14 protein-coding genes and 1 riboswitch are annotated in these 20,073 nt (G+C 53.2%); of the genes, 2 read left to right on the top strand and 12 right to left on the bottom strand.

The features are described 5' to 3' along the window. Window positions 1–17: 17 nt before the first annotated feature. The 5 genes from NST43_RS06940 to NST43_RS06920 all read right to left on the bottom strand — a co-directional run bounded on the left by NST43_RS06940 (window position 18) and on the right by NST43_RS06920 (window position 9,172). Window positions 18–4,136 carry a PA14 domain-containing protein gene (locus NST43_RS06940; RefSeq protein WP_339223335.1) on the bottom strand — a complete coding sequence of 1,373 codons (4,119 nt, stop codon included), beginning with the start codon at window positions 4,134–4,136 and terminating at the stop codon, window positions 18–20. Between the two features lie 56 nt (window positions 4,137–4,192). Next, window positions 4,193–4,294: riboswitch (cyclic di-GMP riboswitch) on the bottom strand. Window positions 4,295–4,382: 88 nt separating this feature from the next. Continuing rightward, entirely contained in the window at window positions 4,383–5,597 is a 1,215-nt protein-coding gene (locus tag NST43_RS06935; RefSeq protein WP_339223333.1) for an MFS transporter, read from the bottom strand. Window positions 5,598–5,677: 80 nt separating this feature from the next. Next, window positions 5,678–6,223, bottom strand: coding sequence for a hypothetical protein (locus tag NST43_RS06930; protein ID WP_339223331.1), 546 nt, complete (start codon window positions 6,221–6,223; stop codon window positions 5,678–5,680). Between the two features lie 130 nt (window positions 6,224–6,353). Then, on the bottom strand, window positions 6,354–6,773 hold the full coding sequence (locus tag NST43_RS06925; RefSeq protein WP_339223329.1) for a DUF350 domain-containing protein: 420 nt from the start codon (window positions 6,771–6,773) through the stop codon (window positions 6,354–6,356). Window positions 6,774–6,805: 32 nt separating this feature from the next. Next, entirely contained in the window at window positions 6,806–9,172 is a 2,367-nt protein-coding gene (locus NST43_RS06920) for an endonuclease MutS2 (protein WP_339223328.1), read from the bottom strand. 152 nt (window positions 9,173–9,324) lie between these two features. Here NST43_RS06920 and NST43_RS06915 point away from each other — a divergent pair, with 152 nt between their 5' ends. Next, a complete protein-coding gene (locus tag NST43_RS06915) occupies window positions 9,325–9,672 on the top strand; it encodes a phage holin family protein (protein WP_036696706.1) in 348 nt (115 codons plus the stop codon). A gap of 43 nt (window positions 9,673–9,715) precedes the next feature. On the opposite strand, the gene NST43_RS06910 is transcribed toward NST43_RS06915, so the two are convergent. Then, window positions 9,716–10,849 carry a GGDEF domain-containing protein gene (locus NST43_RS06910; protein ID WP_339223325.1) on the bottom strand — a complete coding sequence of 378 codons (1,134 nt, stop codon included), beginning with the start codon at window positions 10,847–10,849 and terminating at the stop codon, window positions 9,716–9,718. 240 nt (window positions 10,850–11,089) lie between these two features. Between NST43_RS06910 and NST43_RS06905 the strand changes: the two genes are divergently transcribed. Then, window positions 11,090–11,476 (top strand): cupredoxin domain-containing protein, encoded by a 387-nt coding sequence (locus NST43_RS06905; RefSeq protein WP_209991487.1) that lies wholly within the window; start codon window positions 11,090–11,092, stop codon window positions 11,474–11,476. Window positions 11,477–11,876: 400 nt separating this feature from the next. Here the strand turns inward: NST43_RS06905 and NST43_RS06900 are convergent, their stop codons facing one another. The 6 genes from NST43_RS06900 to NST43_RS06875 all read right to left on the bottom strand — a co-directional run bounded on the left by NST43_RS06900 (window position 11,877) and on the right by NST43_RS06875 (window position 20,003). Next, window positions 11,877–13,070, bottom strand: a complete 1,194-nt coding sequence (locus NST43_RS06900; protein ID WP_209991488.1) for a sugar ABC transporter permease — start codon at window positions 13,068–13,070, stop codon at window positions 11,877–11,879. Window positions 13,071–13,072: 2 nt separating this feature from the next. Then, window positions 13,073–14,584 (bottom strand): xylose ABC transporter ATP-binding protein, encoded by a 1,512-nt coding sequence (locus NST43_RS06895; RefSeq protein ID WP_339223322.1) that lies wholly within the window; start codon window positions 14,582–14,584, stop codon window positions 13,073–13,075. 88 nt (window positions 14,585–14,672) lie between these two features. Then, on the bottom strand, window positions 14,673–15,701 hold the full coding sequence (xylF, locus tag NST43_RS06890; RefSeq protein ID WP_339225358.1) for a D-xylose ABC transporter substrate-binding protein: 1,029 nt from the start codon (window positions 15,699–15,701) through the stop codon (window positions 14,673–14,675). 265 nt (window positions 15,702–15,966) lie between these two features. Further along, window positions 15,967–17,547: a helix-turn-helix domain-containing protein gene (locus tag NST43_RS06885; protein ID WP_339223320.1), complete on the bottom strand. Its 1,581-nt coding sequence runs from the start codon at window positions 17,545–17,547 to the stop codon at window positions 15,967–15,969. 36 nt (window positions 17,548–17,583) lie between these two features. Beyond that, window positions 17,584–19,017 (bottom strand): sensor histidine kinase, encoded by a 1,434-nt coding sequence (locus NST43_RS06880; RefSeq protein ID WP_339223318.1) that lies wholly within the window; start codon window positions 19,015–19,017, stop codon window positions 17,584–17,586. After that, a complete protein-coding gene (locus NST43_RS06875; protein ID WP_339223316.1) occupies window positions 19,014–20,003 on the bottom strand; it encodes a sugar-binding protein in 990 nt (329 codons plus the stop codon). The genes NST43_RS06880 and NST43_RS06875 overlap by 4 nt, the downstream gene beginning before the upstream one ends. Window positions 20,004–20,073 lie beyond the last annotated feature (70 nt).

Below are 20,073 nucleotides of genomic sequence, written 5' to 3'. Positions count from 1 at the left end.
TCCTACCGCTATAAAATCTACTCTATGGTATAGGTTACTTTAGTAAATTGATTAGTCAGGGCAGTGAAGATAATAGTGTTCATCGCCGCCTTATTGCTCATTTGCACGCTGAAGACTATTTTTCCCGGTTCAAACTGGATTATATTGATTGGTGTACCTGCAATACTGCCAATCCCAAGCTCCATGTCTGGAGTCTCTGCACGCAAATCCATGACCTCAAGATCCTTGGCATTATAGGTGACGGTAACCCTGCGCTCGGATTTGTCACTTTTATAAGGGATGATCATTACGAAATTAAGCTGAGAATCCTTATCCGGCTTAATCGTTAATGCTGGAGTCGTTGTTTTCTTCAAAAGCTCTGACCAGTCGCTGGTCGCTCCTGCATTCTTAGCCCGAACGCGATAAGCATGCATTGTATTGGGCTCAAGTCCGCTGTGTGTGTACTCCAACTGGTTGGAATTCGAAATGAGCTGTCCATCTACTTCCAAATCATAGCCGGATGCACCATTCACTGAATCCCAGGCAAGCTGGACCGAATTCACAGTAACTTCGCCTCTAAGGTTCTTAGGTACCTCTGGAGCTGTAATCCCAGTGACAATCGTAGTCCATTCACTCCAATCACTGACGACCTGAGTGTTCTTGGCCCGTATCCGATAATTGTGCTTAGTGTTAGGCAACAAACCGGTATGTGTGAAAGCAATCTTGCTGCCATTGTCAATCATTGTACCGTCAGCTTCAATTTCGTAGCCGGTAGCACCCTTAACTGAATCCCAGGATAATCGGATTTGATTGCTCTTGGTCTCTGTCTTTACGTTTCCCGGAATCCCGAGCACTGTTGAAATCGTAAGCGGTTCGCTCCATTCTCCAAGGAAGCTTCCCTGCTTCGCTCTGACCCGATAATTATGCCAGGAATAGGGTTCCAATCCAGTATGCTTATAGGATAACGATTCTTCATTATTCAGAACCTCGCCATCTACCAGGAGATCATAGCCAGTCGCACTCTCTACCTTGTCCCACGTAAGTTCAATACTTGTATTCTTGGCTAATGCCTTCAGATTAGATGGTTTGCCGAAGGTCGTGGTTGCAGTTACGTATCCGCTCCACTCGGCAGCTCCCGCAGCATTTACAGCTCTTACCCTATATTTGTGCGTAGAGAAGGGCGCCAGCTTATTGTGGATGTAGAGGTTATCCAAAACATTACGAATCGTTGTCCCATCCAGTTCAATATCGTAACTTAGCGCACCTACAACAACGTCCCAAGTTATTGTGATTTCATTGCTATTCGCTGTAGTCTGAATATTAGCAGGAACCCCTGCATGAGTAGAATAAATAATCGTTTTGGTCCAGCTTCCAACTCTATTCTCATTCTTGGCCCGCACTCTGTAGGTATGCTCTGAATTCAAAGGGAGCTGTGAATGTGTGAATTCAAGCTTCAATTCATTATCCAGCACATCACCATCTACCTCGATGTCATACCCTGTGGCCCCGGCAACTGGGTCCCAAGCTACATGCACAGAGCTTCCTTCCACTTGTGCTGTAAAATTCTGCGGAACTCCAGGCAGAGTATGCACTGTGATGGTATCGCTCCATTCACTGATTCCATCATTGTTCTTAGCCCGTACACGATAACTATGCTTACTGTTAGATTGGAGACTGCCATGTATAAACGAATTAACGGTAATGTTATTACTCACAACTCCATCTATCTCCAAATCATAGGCAATGGCTCCTGATACAGCATCCCAATGCAATTGAATAGATTGATCATCAGCAATCCCTTGTAACTTGGTAGGTACTCCAACCAGAGTAGTCTTCGTAACGACTTCGCTCCACGCTCCTGCTCCGCTGCTGTTCACGGCTCGGATACGGAATACTTTTGGCATATTCGGATTTAGATCATTCTCCTGGTAAGTTAGCACAGGTCCTACATTCTTCGTGCTGTTATTAACCTCTATTTCATAACTGGAGGCTCCAATCACCGGCTCCCATTCCAGAGTAATGGTATGGCTTGTTGCATTCATTTGAATATTCAGTGGTGCAGCCGGCAAGGTCCAATAAGATGAAGTTATCGCCCACTCCCCTTTGATATCTCCACTGATTGCCCGAATACGATAGAAATGCTCTGTTCCCGGACTAAGATCCCCCTCTGTAAAATAAGGTTCAGTGCCGAGAACGGTAACCTCTTTATCGAACTCCACCTCATATCCGTCAGCATTAAATAAAGAAGACCAACTGAGGGTAATCGATGTGTCCGTTGCACTCGCATTTACTGCAGGTATAGAAAAAGGTCTTAAAGATAAAGAGGGCACCACTTCACGAATCTGCTGCTCGCTCTCCCAGAATAAGCTGGCCTGAGGATTCCCCATATCATTAGCGTATTCCATCTTCAGATCATATTTTTTACCGGCTTCAAGCAGGATAGTGCCTTGCTCCACATGCTGCTTCGTTGTCCAGTCATCCACCAGGAGCTGATCATTCACCCAGAGTCTGACTCCACCTGAGGTTCTAGCGGAGAAGATATATTGATCTGTATAGTTAGGTTGAATTTGCCCTGTCCATCTTACTGAGAAATGCTGGTCCGCTATTCCTGTTACACCCAAGACAGGTTGGCCTGCCAAAGAAATGGATTCATCCACCTTCACGGCCTTCTTGCCCGTAAAATTATTATTGCTGTAATACTCAGCCTTAAGGCCTGACAAAACATACTTCAATAATGTACGTCCTGCTTGCTCATTCCCCGTGTGAATTACAGGTCTTTGATTCGAGATGACATTACCGCCAACTGCAAATAATCCGCCTGTATTGATATTCAAATGATTATTTACACTGACGTTGTCCCGGACAAAGAGGTCCCCTTGGGCTACATTTAGTTCTGCCCTTGAGTTATTGGATACCACTTCTCCAACAGACATTTCTTCGTCTACATTCATAGTTACCATAGTATTGATATTCATATTGCCTTGTACTACTATCCGTTTCGCGGATAGATCGAGCGAGCCATTGTTATAAACCAAAGAACCTGCAAACAATTCATTATCCACATGAATATTGGAACTATTATTCAAATGCACAGTCCCCTGTACCCATAGGTTACCAAGATTCTCATCTGGTGCAGGGTTGATAACATTAACATCTAACTCAGTATTTGCATTTAATCCTCCACGGAGGATTAGCGATCCGTACACCGTTACATTCAGATTCCGGTTCGTATTCATACCATCTACGATTAAAATGACAGGCTGTTCTGCACTTCCAAACGTAACGCTTGATTCTAAATTCAGTTGTCCTGTTACAATAATTGCAGGCTTGTTGCCGCTGGAGCGGATAGAGCTTTGAATAGCTTCAATATCAGAATTTCTTATTGCCACTGCATTTTGGCTAAGCTGCTGTATTTGTTGTTCATTAGATTCTATTTGTTCGCGGATATGCCGGGAGATCTCTCCTTGCAGGCCATTCACCCGAATAAACGGCGGTGCGTTATGTACATTGGTCATACTTCCAGATAGGAGAACTTTGTCTCCGGCAACCTTATTGGGTTCAAAGGGCAGGCGGATTTGAGGCGGTATCAAGGCGGGAGTGTATGTATTAACTAATGAAATATCTATGCTATTGAGAGCAGTCTCAATTCCAGCAGCATTGATTTGACTTAACGTTAGTCTTCCATCTTCGACAGCAACCTTCTTCTTGACCGTTCTATGCTGCCCTGCTTCAAGAGTGAGTCCCTCCATCACTTTGATATTCTCGACAGTTAGGGAATTGTTGCTGCTATATACAGAGTCACCTACGGTTACTGAGACTTCATAAGTACCATTGTCTAGTGCAATTTCCCACTTTCCATCTGGATGGATTCGTGTCAGGCTGCTTATGCCGGAGTTATCGTATGTATCTCTTGAGACGGTTGCATCGGTATGATCCATGTTCCAGCCGTAGGCGTATTGGTTTTTAACGCTAAAAACGGCTCCAGAATCTGCAAGCTCCCCGTCCTGTAGGGGCGTTTCTTCGGGCTGAAACTGGATTTTGAGAACACTGTCCTGTGCGGAAATCTTCATCTCTGAGAATCCCACAAAAGGGGTCAGGAACTGAGCCAGAATGATAAAACACAATATTTTACTTATAAGACTCTTCTTGTTTGTCATAAAAGACCTCCGCTCAATTACAATTCATTAAAAAAAGGCGCAAAAAAACCACCGGAAAGAGCGGCCCGGCTACCATTCACAGATGGGTGTCTCCCGCCCTGTGGTAAGGCCCGTGGCTTTGCGTCCCTGACTTTCGTACAGGTTTGCCTTTTTAGTTCTAATGGTTATTTCAAGAGAAATCATTTGTAAATCACTTCAATTACAATCTGTACTTACCTTGGCAATAATACCCTATAATTGAATCATTTAATATTGTTCATTTTGTGAACATTTTGAACTAAGCAACCCCCGCACCACCACCCAACTTCCCAGCGGTGCTGCGCCCAGCACCAGCATGAGCAGCGTGATGGTGCGCAGAGACTGACTCTGTGACAACACCGCGATGAAGATCAGCAGGCCGAGGAGGCGGCCGCTCATCAGGCTAAGCTCCCTGAGTACTACCAGCTCCACGCGTTTGGCGGCGCTCTCCTCGGACACTCCCATCAGGTCGAAGCTGGTGGACAGCATCGGCAGCATGTAGAGCGGCAGGCAGAGCGAGGTCCCTATCCCCATGATTAGGAGGGTCGTAAAGTTCACCTTCCACAGCAGCGGAAGAAGGAAGGCGATGAGCAGCAGACTGCCTGCCAGCATACCGCCGAGCCGGGCACGGGGCTTGAACCATCTGCCAGCCGCGTAATAACTGATCAGGGATACAGCAGAGGTCAGCAGAGCAAACTGTCCCAGCTTGCTCTCCTCCTGTGCTGCAATGTAGACGAGCAGACCGATCAGGAAGGAGAATACGCCTTCCCGGATGCCCTGGAACACTAGCGCCGCCGCAACTGGCCGCCAAGGACTGCGCCTGCGGGTAAGCTCATGCCAGGGCTCCAGCCAGAGATAGGCTTCGCCGCGCGGCCGTTTGCGCAGGCCGAAGCTGAGCACAGCAGCCACCCCATAGATACAGAGCGACAGTATGAATACCATGCGGTAGCCTTGTCCGCCTTGCCAGCGGGAGATCATCCAGCCGGACACCCAGGGTCCGGCTATTCCCGTCAGAGAACCCAGCAGACCCATCCACCCGTTATAGAAATCGCGGTTGCTCACGTCCGTAATCTCGAAGAATACAATATTGAACGCCAGCCAATACAGCCCGATGGATAGTCCGAGGACCCCGCCCAGCGGCCAAATAAAATGCACCGTTTCTCCTTGCAGCCACAGCACCAGCAAATAAAAAAAGCCCGATACGGCAATTCCCAGCCGTAGGGCATTCATTTTGTTATGCTCTTTCACCCACTTGCCGCCGAGCCAAAAACTGAGACCCACGGCAATCTGCTGGGCCACGGTGAACCAGCCGATCATGGCGAAGTTCTGCCGGCTTTTCCACAGATATACGTTGAGGAACGTCCCTGCAAGTACTGTAGCCAGCAGGTATAGCCCGCCTACAGCCAGCAGCAGCGCCGCCTGTCCCCGTTCTGAACCTCTCATGCCAGCCCTCCCTGCTCGTCCTAAGACACTTCATCTATCACTAACATGTCCAGAAGGCAGGGAAAGCATGAATCCGATCTTTATTCGGCGGAGGTGCTCAGATTGCGGACAAGCTGGATGCGGTCTTCCTGCGCCAGACTATGCTGCACATGGAAGCAGGAAGGGCAGACGTACACATTCAGCGCGAAGGGAGGCTTCAGCACCGCTGCGCCAGCCAGCGCTTCCGGCGTTGCCGGAGTGAACCCGTCTACCTGCTGCGTACCGGAGTGAAGCATCAGCTCATGGCATTGCGGGCATTCCGGCGCTTCCAGCTGGGCAGCCAGCAAGCCTGAGACCTTGTCCTCATAACGCTTCAGGTCATAGTCATCGCCGAACTGGCTCAGCGTACCCCATACAGGCACCACGCTATCCTTGTCGTCGTCATCCCACAGGTTCTCGTCGCTGATCTCTTCCTCCCCGGAGGCTTCCTGCGTATCCGGCTCTTCATCCTCCAGATCCTCTGCACCTATCGTCACTGTGCGGTAGCCGCTAAGCTCGTTATTGCAATGAGGACAGGTATCCTCGGGTCCAAACTCCTCATCCCATACAATCTCGGTATGGCACCATGGGCAAACTGTTGTCTCCATCTGTATAATCTCCTTCGCTTACTCACATTCGGTTCAATTCACCGTTAAATATATAATGCCGGCCGCTATAAAAGCCAGGGCTGAAAAAAACAGAATCCTAACCAGCAGCTTCATCTCCCTGCCCCCTAATTCAGAATATGGCCGCGCCGATCACATAGGACAAGGATATGGAGAGCAGCATGGCTGTCAGTCCTACGGCCCGGTTATCCGCAGCAATCTCTTCATCAATTGAAAAGACCGGAGTAAAAAACTCGAACAGGAAGTAAGCAAGCAGCAGCAGCAAAAAGCCTACAACCGACCACTTCATCGTCTCATAGATCGATGCCCCCGCTTCAATGCTGAAGCGTAAGATGTTGCAGATTCCGAAGATTTTGCCTCCGGTTGCCATAGCTACGGACACATTCCCCTTGCGGATTTCTTCCCAGCAGTTGTATTTCGTCACCATTTCGAAGAAGGACAGGAATACGACCAGCCCCAATATGGCGACAGTGAAGTAGCCTAGCAGCGCCCCCAGCGGATGTTCCAGCAAAAGATCAATATTATCCTGCACACTTCTCCCTCTTCCCTGCCGGACTATGGGCGCTACTCCAGTTCAGCCACTGTCACACCCGCGCCGCCTTCATTGTAGTTCCCGAGCCGATAGCTCTTGACATGCTTGTGCTTGCGAAGGTATTCCTGAATTCCTGTCCGCAGGACCCCCGTCCCCTTGCCGTGGATAATGGAGATCTGCCCCAGATTGCCGAGAAAAGCTTCGTCGATGAAGCGGTCTGTCTCCATAATAGCCTCCTCCAGATTCGCACCGCGCAAATCAAGCTCATTACGGATATTCTCATCACGTGTGCGCTTGACCGTTGTGGCCCTGCGCAGAGCCGGCGGAGGAGCATCCGGTGCGGAAGCCAGGAACTCCAGATCACTCAGATTGACCTTCATCTTCATGATACCGAACTGTACAACAGCTTCCTTGGTACCGCTCAGCTCAACCACAAGGCCCTTCTGATTCACATTCGCTACCTTGACTTCATCCCCTGGCTGAATCTTACGCGGCGCCTTGACCGTGCTGCGCGGCACAGCCTTCTTGCGCGGTGCAGGCTCTGCTTCATCCAGCCGGCGGCGCGCTTCGATCAGCTTATGCTCCTTGACGGATGCGCCTTCCTCCAGCGCCAGACGGCGGAGGCCAGTGATAATTTCCTCGACTTCCTTACGAGCCTTGGCCAGAAGTTCGGTGGCATCCTTCTCTGCTTTCTCGAGACGTTTGTCGCGCTGGCCTTCCAGCTTCTCCAGCTCCAGCTGCTGCCGCTTGCGGAATTCCTCCGCTTCACGGCGAATCTCTTCTGCCCGTATGCGTTCGTTCTCTGCAGTGAGGCGGTTCTCCTCAAGGGAAGCAATCATATGCTCAACGCGCATATCTTCTTCCTTCACTTCGCCGCGCGCATGCTCAAGGATCGCACTTGGCATCCCTAGGCGTTCAGCAATGGCAAACGCATTGCTTCGTCCGGGTACACCGACCAGCAGCCGGTAAGTAGGGCTCAGGCTCTGCACATCGAATTCCATGCTGGCGTTAATAACGCCTGCCCGTTCATAAGCGTATGCCTTCAGTTCACTGTAATGTGTAGTGGCAACCATCCGGGATTCCGTCCGGTGAATATTCTCCAGAATTGCTATCGCCAGCGCGGAGCCTTCGGCCGGATCTGTTCCTGCACCGACCTCATCGAGCAGAATCAGACTCTTCGGTGTCATCCGCTTCAGAATGGATATAATATTCGTCATATGGCTGGAGAAGGTACTCAGGCTCTGCTCAATGCTCTGCTCATCGCCGATGTCGGCGTAGATCGCATCGAAGACACACAGCTGACTGCCTTCCTCGGCCGGAATGAAGAGGCCCGACATGGCCATCAGGCTGAGCAGTCCAATCGTCTTCAAGGTCACCGTCTTCCCGCCCGTATTCGGTCCGGTCACGATGATAGAGCTGTAATCATTCCCCAGCTCCACATCCAGCGGCACAACCTGCTCGGCCGGAATTAGCGGATGGCGGCCCTTGCGCAGGCGCAGGTATCCGCGGTCATTCATCCGCGGCTGGGTAGCCTTCAGGTCGCGTGCAAGACGCGCCTTGGCGAAGATGAAGTCCAGCTCGCCGAGAATATCGATATCATAAGCCATCTCCTCGGCAATATCGCCGACCAGCGCAGTCAGCCGGTGCAGAATGATCTCGATCTCACGTTCTTCGCGCAGCCGTGTCTCCCGCAGCTTGTTGTTCATCGCCACAATGGATTCCGGCTCGATGAACAGCGTTGCCCCTGAGCCCGACTGGTCGTGCACAATACCGCCGAAGTGGGCGCGGTACTCTGCCTTGACCGGAATGACGAACCGGTCACCACGGATCGTCACAAGCTGATCCTGCAGCATCTTCGAGACCGAAGACGAGCGGATCATCGAATCCAGCTTCTCACGGATGCGCGTCTCTCCCCCGCGCAGCTCGCGGCGGAGGGTGGCAAGCTCCGTGCTCGCCGAATCCATTACATCGGCGTTCTCGTCAATACACATGCGGATGGCATCCTCGACATGCTTTTGCTCCGACAGCAGATCGCTCTGTGCGAAGAGGGTAGGAATGCTCTCATCGTCATGCATGGCATGGATGAACCGCTTCACCCGGCGGGCCCCGCCAATCGTGTTACCTACCGCAAGCAGCTCTGCCGTGCCCAGCATCCCGCCAATTGATGCACGCTTCAGCGCGGGCCGGATATCGGTCACGCCTCCGAATGAAGGAATTCCCTTCAACCGGTCCACATTTACCGCCTCATCCGTAGCCTGAAGGAGCTTCTTCACCCCTTCGAAATCACCGGAAGGCTTCAGGAGCTCGGCGGTCAGCCGTCCCATCGGCGTCTGCGTATACTGCATCAATTTATTTAAAATCTTGCGATATTCAAGCGTATGCAAAATTTTGTCGTCCAATTACTGTCACAGCTCCCTTCATAGATGGAACCATTATACCTAATTTAGCCCATTTTCGCTATTTGGGTATGATTTCAGGGCATAGAAAACCGGCTTCGGGCCACAATAACAACGCACATATCCTTAAGCGAACGCCAAAGGAGGTTAGTTCATTGAGATTCTTAGCTCATGTAGTACGGTTCGTGGTCGCTGCAATCGTGCTGATGGTGGTCGGCTGGATTGTTCCGCAGTTCACGGTCGGGGGATTCTGGAGCGCATTCATGCTTGCTCTGGTGATCGCTCTGCTCGGCTGGGTCGTTGAAGGCATTTTCGGCAAAAAAACAACGCCCTTCGGACGCGGTATCGTCGGCTTCCTAGTCAGCGCCCTGGTCATCTGGATTGCGCAGTTTGTCGTCAGCGGTGTCAGTGTCTCGGTGCTTGGTGCCCTGCTTGCCGCACTGGTCATCGGGATCATCGACCTCTTCCTGCCGGTATCCACTCCGTTTGAAGCAGGTAAATAACGTCGCCAGGCCCGTGCAGACATTGAAACCCCCAGCTCCCGGTTTATATCGGAATTTGGGGGTTTTCTGTAAGTTTATGTCCTTCACCGGAAGTGACCGCAGAGGTCACCACAGCATTTTTCCCGCCACGCTTGGCCGTATACAGCGAATCATCCGTCTTGCGGAACAGCAGCTCCTTGCCGTCTCCAAGCTTATAGTGACACAGTCCGATACTGACAGTAATGGGCTTGTTTCCGGCATACGGATGGCACATGGCGGCAATGCTGAGACGCATTTGCTCGACAGCAGCGTAGGCTTCCTGAAAGCTTTTATCCGTAAAAATCACTGCGAATTCTTCCCCGCCATATCTTGCCGCGAAGTCATTCAACCCGATCAGGCTGCCCATCTTAGCCGCCACCTCTTTGAGCACAAGATCGCCCACCCAGTGTCCGTATTTGTCATTGACCTGCTTGAAATTGTCGATGTCAATTAACGCAAGCTGCAGCCTCAGCCCGTTGCTCTCACACTGCTCCAGCAGCGAATCCAGATATTCATGGAACGTCTTGTGATTATACAGGCCTGTTAACGCGTCTATTTTCAGCAGCTTGTCCGAAATCGCCCGCTCCACCATCAGCTCCTGCTCCGACCTGGTGAGCTGCTCCAGATATTCGCGGGTCTCGCGGCCACGGAGGATCACCGCCTGCGCCGTCAGGGCGAAGACGACATACACACACTCCACTAGCACAAACTCCAGCAGCGGCTTGCCAAGCAGCGGCCGTTCAAGCCCAAAGTAGACCCCTGCGTAGAATGCAATACTGAATGCCCCAAGCGAGTACAGCAGCCGCTGGTCGAAATAGATGAGGGCCAGCATAAGGGGCATCATCAGCGTCATCTGGGCACCGTCTACATAAGGCTCCAGCACAAAATACATCAGATAGGAAACCATGAAGCTGCAGACCACAACTGCCTGCTTATGATAACGGGGCGAGCGGCGCAGCCAGACCTCGGCAGCAGCCATAGCCAGGATAATAATCAGGTTGCAGACTATGAACACATGGCCTTTGCCGGGACTAAAAATCGTCTGCATCTCATCAGAACGGGAGTACAGCATATACAGGAACTGGGCGAGCAGCAGACAGAGTACGATGATCCAGTAGCCGTACAGTATTCTCCGGTGCCATCTCTCTGCACTTTGCAACGCGTATTCTATAATAATCTGACTCCCCTGCTTCTAGCCGAATAATATGAAGCTTTAATTATATTAGGCTTAATTATAATTAATTTTAAACTCTTTTGCATCATATTTTTGCAAAATTCGACAAAGTTTGCAGTCGAGATAACGACGGCGGTTAAACTCATTTTCATAGATTGATCAAGACAACTTGACCAATATAGGCTATGCTAAGGTCAACTGTCCAAGTAGATGAGGAGGATGCATATGATCAGGAAGTCGGCCATTCTTTGTTCTATTATATTTGCGCTTCTGCTAACGGCCTGTGGAAGTAACAACAGTAATTCTGACAGCGCTAACAATGCAGCAGCCGGGAGCAATCTGACAGCGGAGGAAGAACTCGTGATTACGGCCACCAATTATAGCTTTGACCAGCCGGAATACCATTTGAAGAAGGGCGTCCCTGTCAAAATCATCTTCGAAAATGAGAGCGGCAATCACGGCATACTGATTCCGGAGATGAAGCTGCGGCTGGATGCCAAGAACGCCTCGCAGGTTGTCCTGCCCGAGGAAGCCGGAACCTTCGAGATGACCTGTGCCATCATGTGCGGCTCCGGCCACAGCGGAATGACCGCTAAGATTATTGTGGAGTAGGCGGCGTGGATCAGCCCTCTTACCCATCCGCCTGCTTCGGGGATCCGGCGAATTGAGGCGACTTCAGGTGCATTAAGTGCACCTTATTCGCTCCTTTGAAGCTGGTTCCGCAAATTCAAGCGCACTAGTGCACCTCATTCGCTCCTTTGGGCTGATTCCCGCGAATTCAGGTGCATTAGTGCACCTCATTCGTTCCTTTGTGGTTGACTCCGCGAATTCTGGTGTATTAATGCTCTTCATTTAATAACCTGTAAACTGTATCCGGTCCACTTACCTTCGCCCGGCACATTGTAATCGGTTTTTCGATTACATTCGGCCCGTGACACCCCGGCGTGCCCATCTATACAACAAATAAGCCGGCCAGGACGATGTCCCGGCCGGCTATTCATGTTAATTACGCTTACTTCACACCCTTGCTCCGGCCTGAAATGTCCAGCCAGACGGCGATGACCAGGATCGAGCCTTTGACTACATACTGCCAGAACGACTCCAGTCCCATCAGCGACATGCCGTTATCGAGCGAGGTCATTACCAGCGCTCCGATCAGAGCGCCGATGACCGTTCCGGCTCCGCCCATCAGCGAAGTGCCGCCGATGACGCAGGCGGCAATGGCGTCCATCTCGGCCATATTGCCTGCGGTAATGGTCGCCGAGGCCAGGCGGGAGGTCAGCACAATGGCGGCGATGGAGCCGAGCAGTCCGCTGAGGATGAAGACCAGCATCGTCTTGCGCTTGATGTTGATCCCCGAGAGCCGCGCAGCCTCAATATTGCCGCCTATGGCGTAGATATGGCGGCCGAAGGTCGTCTTGGTGGACAGGAAGTAGAAGATGACCGCCAGCACAATGACGAAGATGATCGGGAACGGAATCCCTTTGTAATTGTTCATCAAGGCCACGAAGACTACCACCAGCAGGGACAATCCTGTTACCTTGGCAATGTCCATGCTGAGCGGGGCGACGGTGAACCCGTATTTCTTGCGGGAGCGCCGCTTCGTGAACGCGCTATACAGCAGCAGAGCCACTGCGAGCACGCCCAGAATGATTCCGAAGCCTGAGGCAAAATAGGCATTGCCGAGCAGCGCCAGCACCGGATCAGATACCGGAATGGTCATCGATTCGGTCACGCCCATCAGCACCCCGCGGAACACCATCATCCCGCCGAGGGTAACGATGAAGGCCGGAATCATTTTATAAGCGACCAGCCAGCCCTGAACCAGACCCAGCACCGCACCTGCGGCCACGGTACCGAGAATGACCACGATCGCGGGCAGCTCCAGCCAATTGCTGAGAATCGCCGCCATCCCGCCCGTCAATCCGACAATAGAGCCGACGGACAGATCAATATGGCCCGCCACGATAACCAGCACCATGCCAATGGCGAGTATAGAGGTCACCGACATCTGCGTGAACAGATTGGACAGGTTCCGCGAGGTCAGGAAGGTCGGATTCAGCACGCCGAACAACACCCAGATCAGAATCAATGCGCCAATCATCGTGTAAGCACGCATATCCATTTTGCCGAACAGGGTACGCAAGCGCGATCCTCCGGCGGCCGGAACCGTTTCAGGTTCCTTAAGCTCTTTTTGCAGCTGCATCTCTATCTGCCTCCTGTGGCGGCCAGCATAATATTCTCCTGTGTTGCCTCGCGCCAGTCATATTCCCGTACCAGTTGTCCTTCGCACATCACCAGAATCCGGTCGCTCATCCCCAGCACCTCGGGAAGCTCGGAGGAGATCATAATAATAGCCACTCCTTGTTCGACCAGCTTGTTCATCAGGTTATAGATTTCGTACTTCGCCCCGACATCGATGCCCCGGGTGGGTTCGTCCATAATCAGAATCTTAGGGTCACTCATCAGCCATTTGCCGATAACCACCTTCTGCTGGTTCCCCCCGGAGAGTGTGCCGACCAGTGTCTCCAGCGAAGCTGTTTTCGTCTTCAGATCCTTCACATACTGCTCAGACCACTTGATCTCCTCATTCTCATTGATCACTCCGAGCCTTGAGACCTTGCCGAGTGTGGCCAGCGTCGTATTGCGCTTGACATCCATCCCCATCACCAGCCCCTGGCGCTTACGGTCTTCCGTGACCAGAGCAATCCCGGCCTTGATCGCTTCGGCAATCGAACGGATCTTGACCGCCTTGCCTTCGATCAGCACCGTGCCTTCGCTTCTTCCGCCATACGCGCCGAACAGGCTGCTGACCAGCTCTGTCCGTCCGGCCCCCATCAGCCCGGCAATGCCCAGAATCTCGCCTTGACGGAGCGTGAAGCCAATATCCCGGAGCACCTTCTGCTGACGCTTCTCCGGGTGCCAGACATTATAGTCTGCGACCTCAAGCACCTTGTCCCCCGGTGAATGCGGGACGCGCGGATAGCGCTCCGTCAGCTCACGGCCGACCATCAGCGATACCACCTGATCGTCGTTCGTCGCCTGGCGCTCCAGGGTAGCCACCGTCCGCCCGTCGCGCAGCACGGTAATCGAATCGGCCAGCGCGAACACCTCGGGCATTTTGTGGGAGATATAGACACAGGTAACCCCTTCGCGCCGCAGCTGGTTCAGAATGCCCATCAGGATGGACACCTCGCTCTCGGTCAGCGCCGCTGTCGGTTCATCCAGAATAAGAATCCGGGTATGCTTGGAGAGCGCCTTGGCGATCTCCACGAGCTGCTGCTGGCCGATGCCCAGATTGCCGATCTTCGTATCCGGCGACAGGTTCAGCCCGACCTTCTTCAGCCACAGCGAAGCCTGATGGTATAGCTCATTCCACTGGATCGCCCCGCGCTTCACCGGCTCTGCCCCCAGGAAAATATTCTCGCCGACCGTCATCTCCTTCACGAGCGCCAGCTCCTGATGGATAATCGCAATACCAGCCTTTTCGGCATCGGTAATTTGGTGGAATGACTTCTTCTCCCCGCCGATGCGGATTTCGCCTTCATATGTCCCCGCAGGATACAGTCCGCTAAGCACTTTCATCAGCGTGGATTTGCCTGCGCCGTTCTCCCCGCATAAGGCGTGAATCTCCCCTTGCTTCACCTTGAAGTTCACATGGTCCAGCGCCTTCACGCCGGGGAAGCTCTTGCTGATCTCTACCATTTCAAGTATATCCATGCCTGCCGTTCCTCCTTCCGTCCTTCAAGCAGCAAGCAGATGCGGATTTCGCCACTGGCGCCGCATCTGCTTGCCGTACAGGCTGCCCTTATTGTTTCGGCCACTGGTCCTTCGGAACGTTCTTGTACACATCCTCCAGCTTGTGGAAGCCGTCCTTGATCAGCACATCCAGGTTATCCTTGTTGACGGCAAGCGGATCAAGCAGCACCGATGGAACATCAATTTTACCGTTGTTAACAGTCTTTTCTGTCGAAATCGCTTCGCCCTTGGCAGCCGCCACCGCCATTTCCGCCGCCTTGGTGGCAATCGCGTTGATCGGCTTGTAGACCGTCATCAGCTGCGTGCCCTCGGCGATGCGCTGTACTGCGGCAAGGTCAGCATCCTGGCCGGATACCGGAATTTTGCCCGCCATGCCCTGCGCCGTAAGCGCCTGGATCGAACCGCCCGCTGTTCCGTCGTTCGCAGCTACCACGCCCTGTACATCGTTATTGTTCGCTGTCAGCGCATTCTCCATGTTCTTCAGCGCTTCTTCAGGCTTCCAATCCTTGGAGAACTGGTCGTAGACGATTTTGATATCGCCCTTCTCTTCCAGCGGCTTCAGAATATTCATCGCGCCTTCCTTGAACATGTGGGCATTGTTATCGGTATCTGCGCCGCCGATGTAGACGATATTGCCCTTGGGAGCCTTATCGATGACCGCCTGAGCCTGAAATTCTCCGACACGTACATTATCGAAGGAGATGTAATAATCCACCTCGGAATTGTTAATCAGCCGGTCATAGGCAATGACCTTGATGCCTTCCTTATGCGCCTTATCCACGATGGGAGCCGTAGCCTCCGCATTATGGGCAATGACCACCAGCACATCTACTCCCTGGGAGATCAGTTGCTCCGCCTGGCTTAGCTGGGTAGCATCATCCCCATTTGCGGCCAGCACCTTCACTTCGCCGCCAAGCTCCTGCACTTTTGCTGTGAAAATATCCCGGTCCTTCTGCCAGCGCTCCTCCTTCAAGGTATCCATGGACATGCCGATGACAATTTTGTCGCCATCCTTGGCTGCGCCTGCTGACTCTTTCTTCTGATTGTCACCATTCGAGACCACACCGCAGCCTGCCATCGATGCAGCCAGCACCATCGCCGCCAGCCCGAGGGAAATTGCTCTTCCGTATTTTCTCACTATCTCTACGCCCCTTTTCGTTAGCCCTATATTTGATTGCGCTTACAAAAAAAGTGTAGCATGGAAAAACTGCCCCGGGAGCAACGATTCCCTGCACTTATTTGCCTTCCACCCGCATTCTTGGTCTTGCCTGCTGTAATGTAATTCTCCGCCCCGGCTTTCATAGGATAATCCGGGGCAACAGCACAAAAAAGTCCTTGCTCACTCAGCAAGGACCCGGTTTCTCCTGCTGCTGGCGGAATTCGCTTGGCGTCATCCCCGCAGCCTTCTTGAAGACCCGGCTGAAATAATTCGGGTCCTTATAGCCTACTTCATAGCAGATTTCCTTCAGGTTCAGCTGATCCTCAGAGATCAGGCGTTTCGCTTCATTAATCCGCAGACTTGTTACATAGTCAATGAAGGTCTCCCCCTCATGCTGCCGGAATAATTTGCTGAAATAATGCGGGCTCAGGTTTACATATTCAGCCGTCTGCTCCATGGAGATATCCTCTTTATACTTCTGGCTGATATAGAGGAGCGCCCGCTGATGCACATGGGACCGGTGATGCTCCTGCTCCTGCTCCAGACCATCGATCAGCCGCTCCAGCCAGGACTCCGCGCTTAACCGCAGAGAGCGCGGATCTTCCGCTGCGTTCAGCGAAGCCAGCAGCTCCGCACCGGCTGTGGAGTGAACGCCTCTGGCCAGGAACAGCAGCAGGCCGGTTACCTCCCCCCGCACGGCGGACAGCGGCTGCTCCCCTCCTTGCTCGAAGGAGTCATACAGGAGGCTGAAGCGCTGGGCGGCCTCCTGCTTGCTGGGCTGAAGCAGGGCGGTAAGCAGCTTCTTCTCTTCATCGAGAGAGACCGCCGTCTGCCCCGAGCTCTGGATCATATCATCATAATGATGCACACCGAATGAATGCTGATGATCCGCACATACACGGACAGCTTCGCGGTAAGAGCGGCTAAGCCCGTCCCAGCCTTCGCGGATCGAGCCGATGCCGATGCCAAGGGGCAGGCCGAAGCGCTCCCCGGCATAGGTGCGGAGCCGCTCCCCCCAGTCCAGCGAGCTGACACGCTGGGAATATCCGGTCCTACCCGGCGGCAAGGGAATGAACAGCGCCAGCTGATGCCCGGCCAGCGGTCCGGCGAGGCAGCCCAGTCCTGTTTTGGAAAACTGCTTAACCGCCTCATAGATCTCCCGCTTGGACTGCCGGAACGTCTCCCAGCCCGTCTCCCCGTGCCGGGGAAAGGACAGGACCATCGCGTAGCCCTTGCTGAAGTGCAGCTCCAGCAGCCCGGCCAGCTGCTCCGGCTCCAAATCCTGCACATGCTCGAGCATCAGCATCAGGGTCAGCTCATTCTCGGCCAGCGGCAGCAGATGGGCCAGCTTTTCCTGCAGCTCCAGCTGTTCATTCCTGCGCCGCCGCTCCTCCTCGATGACCGCCATCAGCTTCCTCAGCACCTCCGCAACCTCTTCCCGCCGGGCCGGCTTCAGCAGGTAGTCGCGCACACCCAGCAGCAGCCCCTCCTTGGCATACGCGAAGTAGTCATGGGCCGTAATCATCACAATCTGCGCCGCCGGAAGCTTCTCCCGAATCTGCCGCACCGCCTCCAGCCCTTGAATGCCAGGCATCTTAATATCCATGAAAATCATATCCGGCCGGTGCTCCTCTGCCAGTTGAATCGCCTTCCGCCCGTTCCCGGCATGCAGGAATTCGAACGTGTCCGGGATAAGATGCCGGATCATCAGCTCCAGCCCCTCCCGCTCCAGTGCTTCATCATCTGCGATCAGCAGCTTGTACATCGTTATCGCTTCCCCCTTCACTTCAGGTGAGTGTCTCTAGGCCGAGGTCCGGAAGGGCAGCCGGAACAGCACCGCCGTCCCCTGCCCTTCACTGCTGTTGATCTCGATGAGCTGCTGGCCGTCGAAGAATAAATGCAGTCTTTTAAAAACATTATGTGTCCCAAGCCCGGTAGACTGGCCCTTGCCGCTGAAATGCGGCGCCTCCTGCTGAATCGATCCCATCAGCCGGGCTACCGTCTCGCGGTTCATACCCGCTCCGTTATCGCTGATCACAATCTCCACCTGCCCGCTGCGGTAACGGATGGACAGCGTAAGTATAGCCCCCTCCTCCATCTGTTCCAGACCATGAACGAAGGCATTCTCGAAGATCGGCTGCAGCGTCAGACACGGCACCATCCCGTCCATCGCCTGCTCATCAATCTCCATCTCAAAAGCAATCCGGTCCCGGAAGCGGGCCCGCTGGATGTTGATATACTCGTTCACATGCTCGACCTCCTCGCGCAGCGGAACGGCCTGGTCCAGCTTTTGCAGATTATAGCGGAGCAGACGTGAGACGGACACGGTCAAATCGCTGGTTCTCGCCGCCCCTTCCAGATACGCAAGCTTGGCGATGGAATTCAGTGTGTTGAACAGGAAATGCGGATTGATCTGGCTCTGCAGCATTTTCAGCTCCAGCTCCTTGACCAGCCGGTCCTTCTCCGCACTCTTGATGTTCTCCTTCATCAGCTCCTGGATATTATCGATCATCCCGTTAAAAGCGCGGCACAGTATGCTGATCTCATCGTTATTGACGCTCTCCGGCGCCTTAGTATCCATCCGTCCCTTCGAGATTTGCTTGGCCGTTGCCACCAGGCGGCGGATCGGTCCGGTAATGCTGCTGGACAGCCAGACCGCCATACAGATGCTAAGCAGCGCCGCAGTGATCACCAGCAGACTGCCCATCCGGTTCAGCTTCGCTGTCGTAGACATAATCTCCGCATAGATCGGCTTATATTGGTCAAGCTCCAGATCGACCAGCTCCTGGGCCTCCTCGCGGATGAACCGCTGCGTCTGCTCCGCCTCGATATAGGCACCTGCGAGTGAATTCGCATCCTGTCCGTCAATCTCCGTGATCATCTGGCCTGCCTGCTCCACAAAAGTATCAATAAGGTGGCTGTAGTTCATCAGCGGAAGTCCGCTGCCCCCGATGGTCGCCATCCCGTCCAGCCTGCTACGCAGCTCCAGCACCGCGCCCAGATGCTTCTCCACCTCCGGGAAGCTGTCCGTATCCACCTGCATAATGAAGCGGTTCAAGGAGCGCATATTCTCGCCGACCTCATAGGATACCTCCTTATACAGCATGATCCGGTTCATCATCAGATGGTAGCTCTCCTGCACATTCTTCCCGCTCTGGAACAATACGAAGGAGACCGAGCTCATCAGCAGCACCAGCAGCGGAATGCAGATCAGCAGCTTCAGGCGGATACTCATAAGCTCTCTCCCTCCTGCACATTGATCTTATCCAGCACCTTCACACCGGTATAGTACCGGGGCTGTAACTCAGCACCATTAAAATAATCATAGAGCAGCCGGACCGCCATATTCCCCATCAAATAAGGCTGCTGTGCAACAGTCGCTGTGATCGCTCCCCGGCTGATGGCATCCAGCGTCTCCGCCTGATTATCGAAGCCGATAATGGTCAGCGGACCGCGTTTCAGGCTCCTCGATGCCTGCAGAACACCGAGCGCATCGGTTGAACTGGTGCCGACCATGACATCAATCTCCGGATGATACCGCAGCATATCTGCCGCCTGCTGGATTGCCTCCATATGCGAGATGTTGGAGCTGCGGACATCGACAATCTCCATGCCACTGTAGTCCTTTACGATATTTTTTAGGCCATCCAGACGCTGAAGCTGATTCTTGGCCAGCTCGCTGCCGATGATTACGCCTATTTTTCCTTTCCCGCCGGTCGTCTTCACTACCATGCGCCCCAGCGCCTCACCGGCAGCTACATTGTCGGTCCCCACATAGGCCAGTCTCCGGCTGGCCGGAGCATCCGTGTCAATCGTAATCACCGGAATTCCCCGGTTCACGGCCTTATCAATCACCGGCGTGAACTTCTCGTCGTTGAGTCCCTGCACGATAATCGCATCTGCTTGGGCGGCAATCGCTTTTTCCAGCAGGCTGATCTGCTCCTCCATGTTATTGCGCACCGGTCCCGTGAATTCGATCTCTATCCCGTATTTCGCTGCGGCCTCCGCGGCCCCCTTCTCGACCATCTCCCAGTACGGGTGGTACCGCTCCTGCTCGATCAGCACAATATGATATCCGGGCTTGTCCTGACTGGGCTGACCGCTTAATTCCTTGACGATATTGCCCATCCGGGCAGAATGATGCGCGAAGCCTATAAACAAATATGACAGCAGTATAAAAAGCACAACAACCCCTGCGCCGCTGACCCATTTCTTATCCATCCCGTTCACCTCAACCAACATCCTACCCCGGGTTGTAATCGGTTGCAATACTTATTATGTCAAAACCACT

This window comes from Paenibacillus sp. FSL H8-0332, assembly GCF_037963835.1.
GTDB lineage: Bacteria > Bacillota > Bacilli > Paenibacillales > Paenibacillaceae > Paenibacillus_AQ > Paenibacillus_AQ rhizoplanae.
The sequence above is the reverse complement of the archived record's forward strand: the minus strand, read 5'-3'. Positions and strand labels throughout refer to the sequence as shown.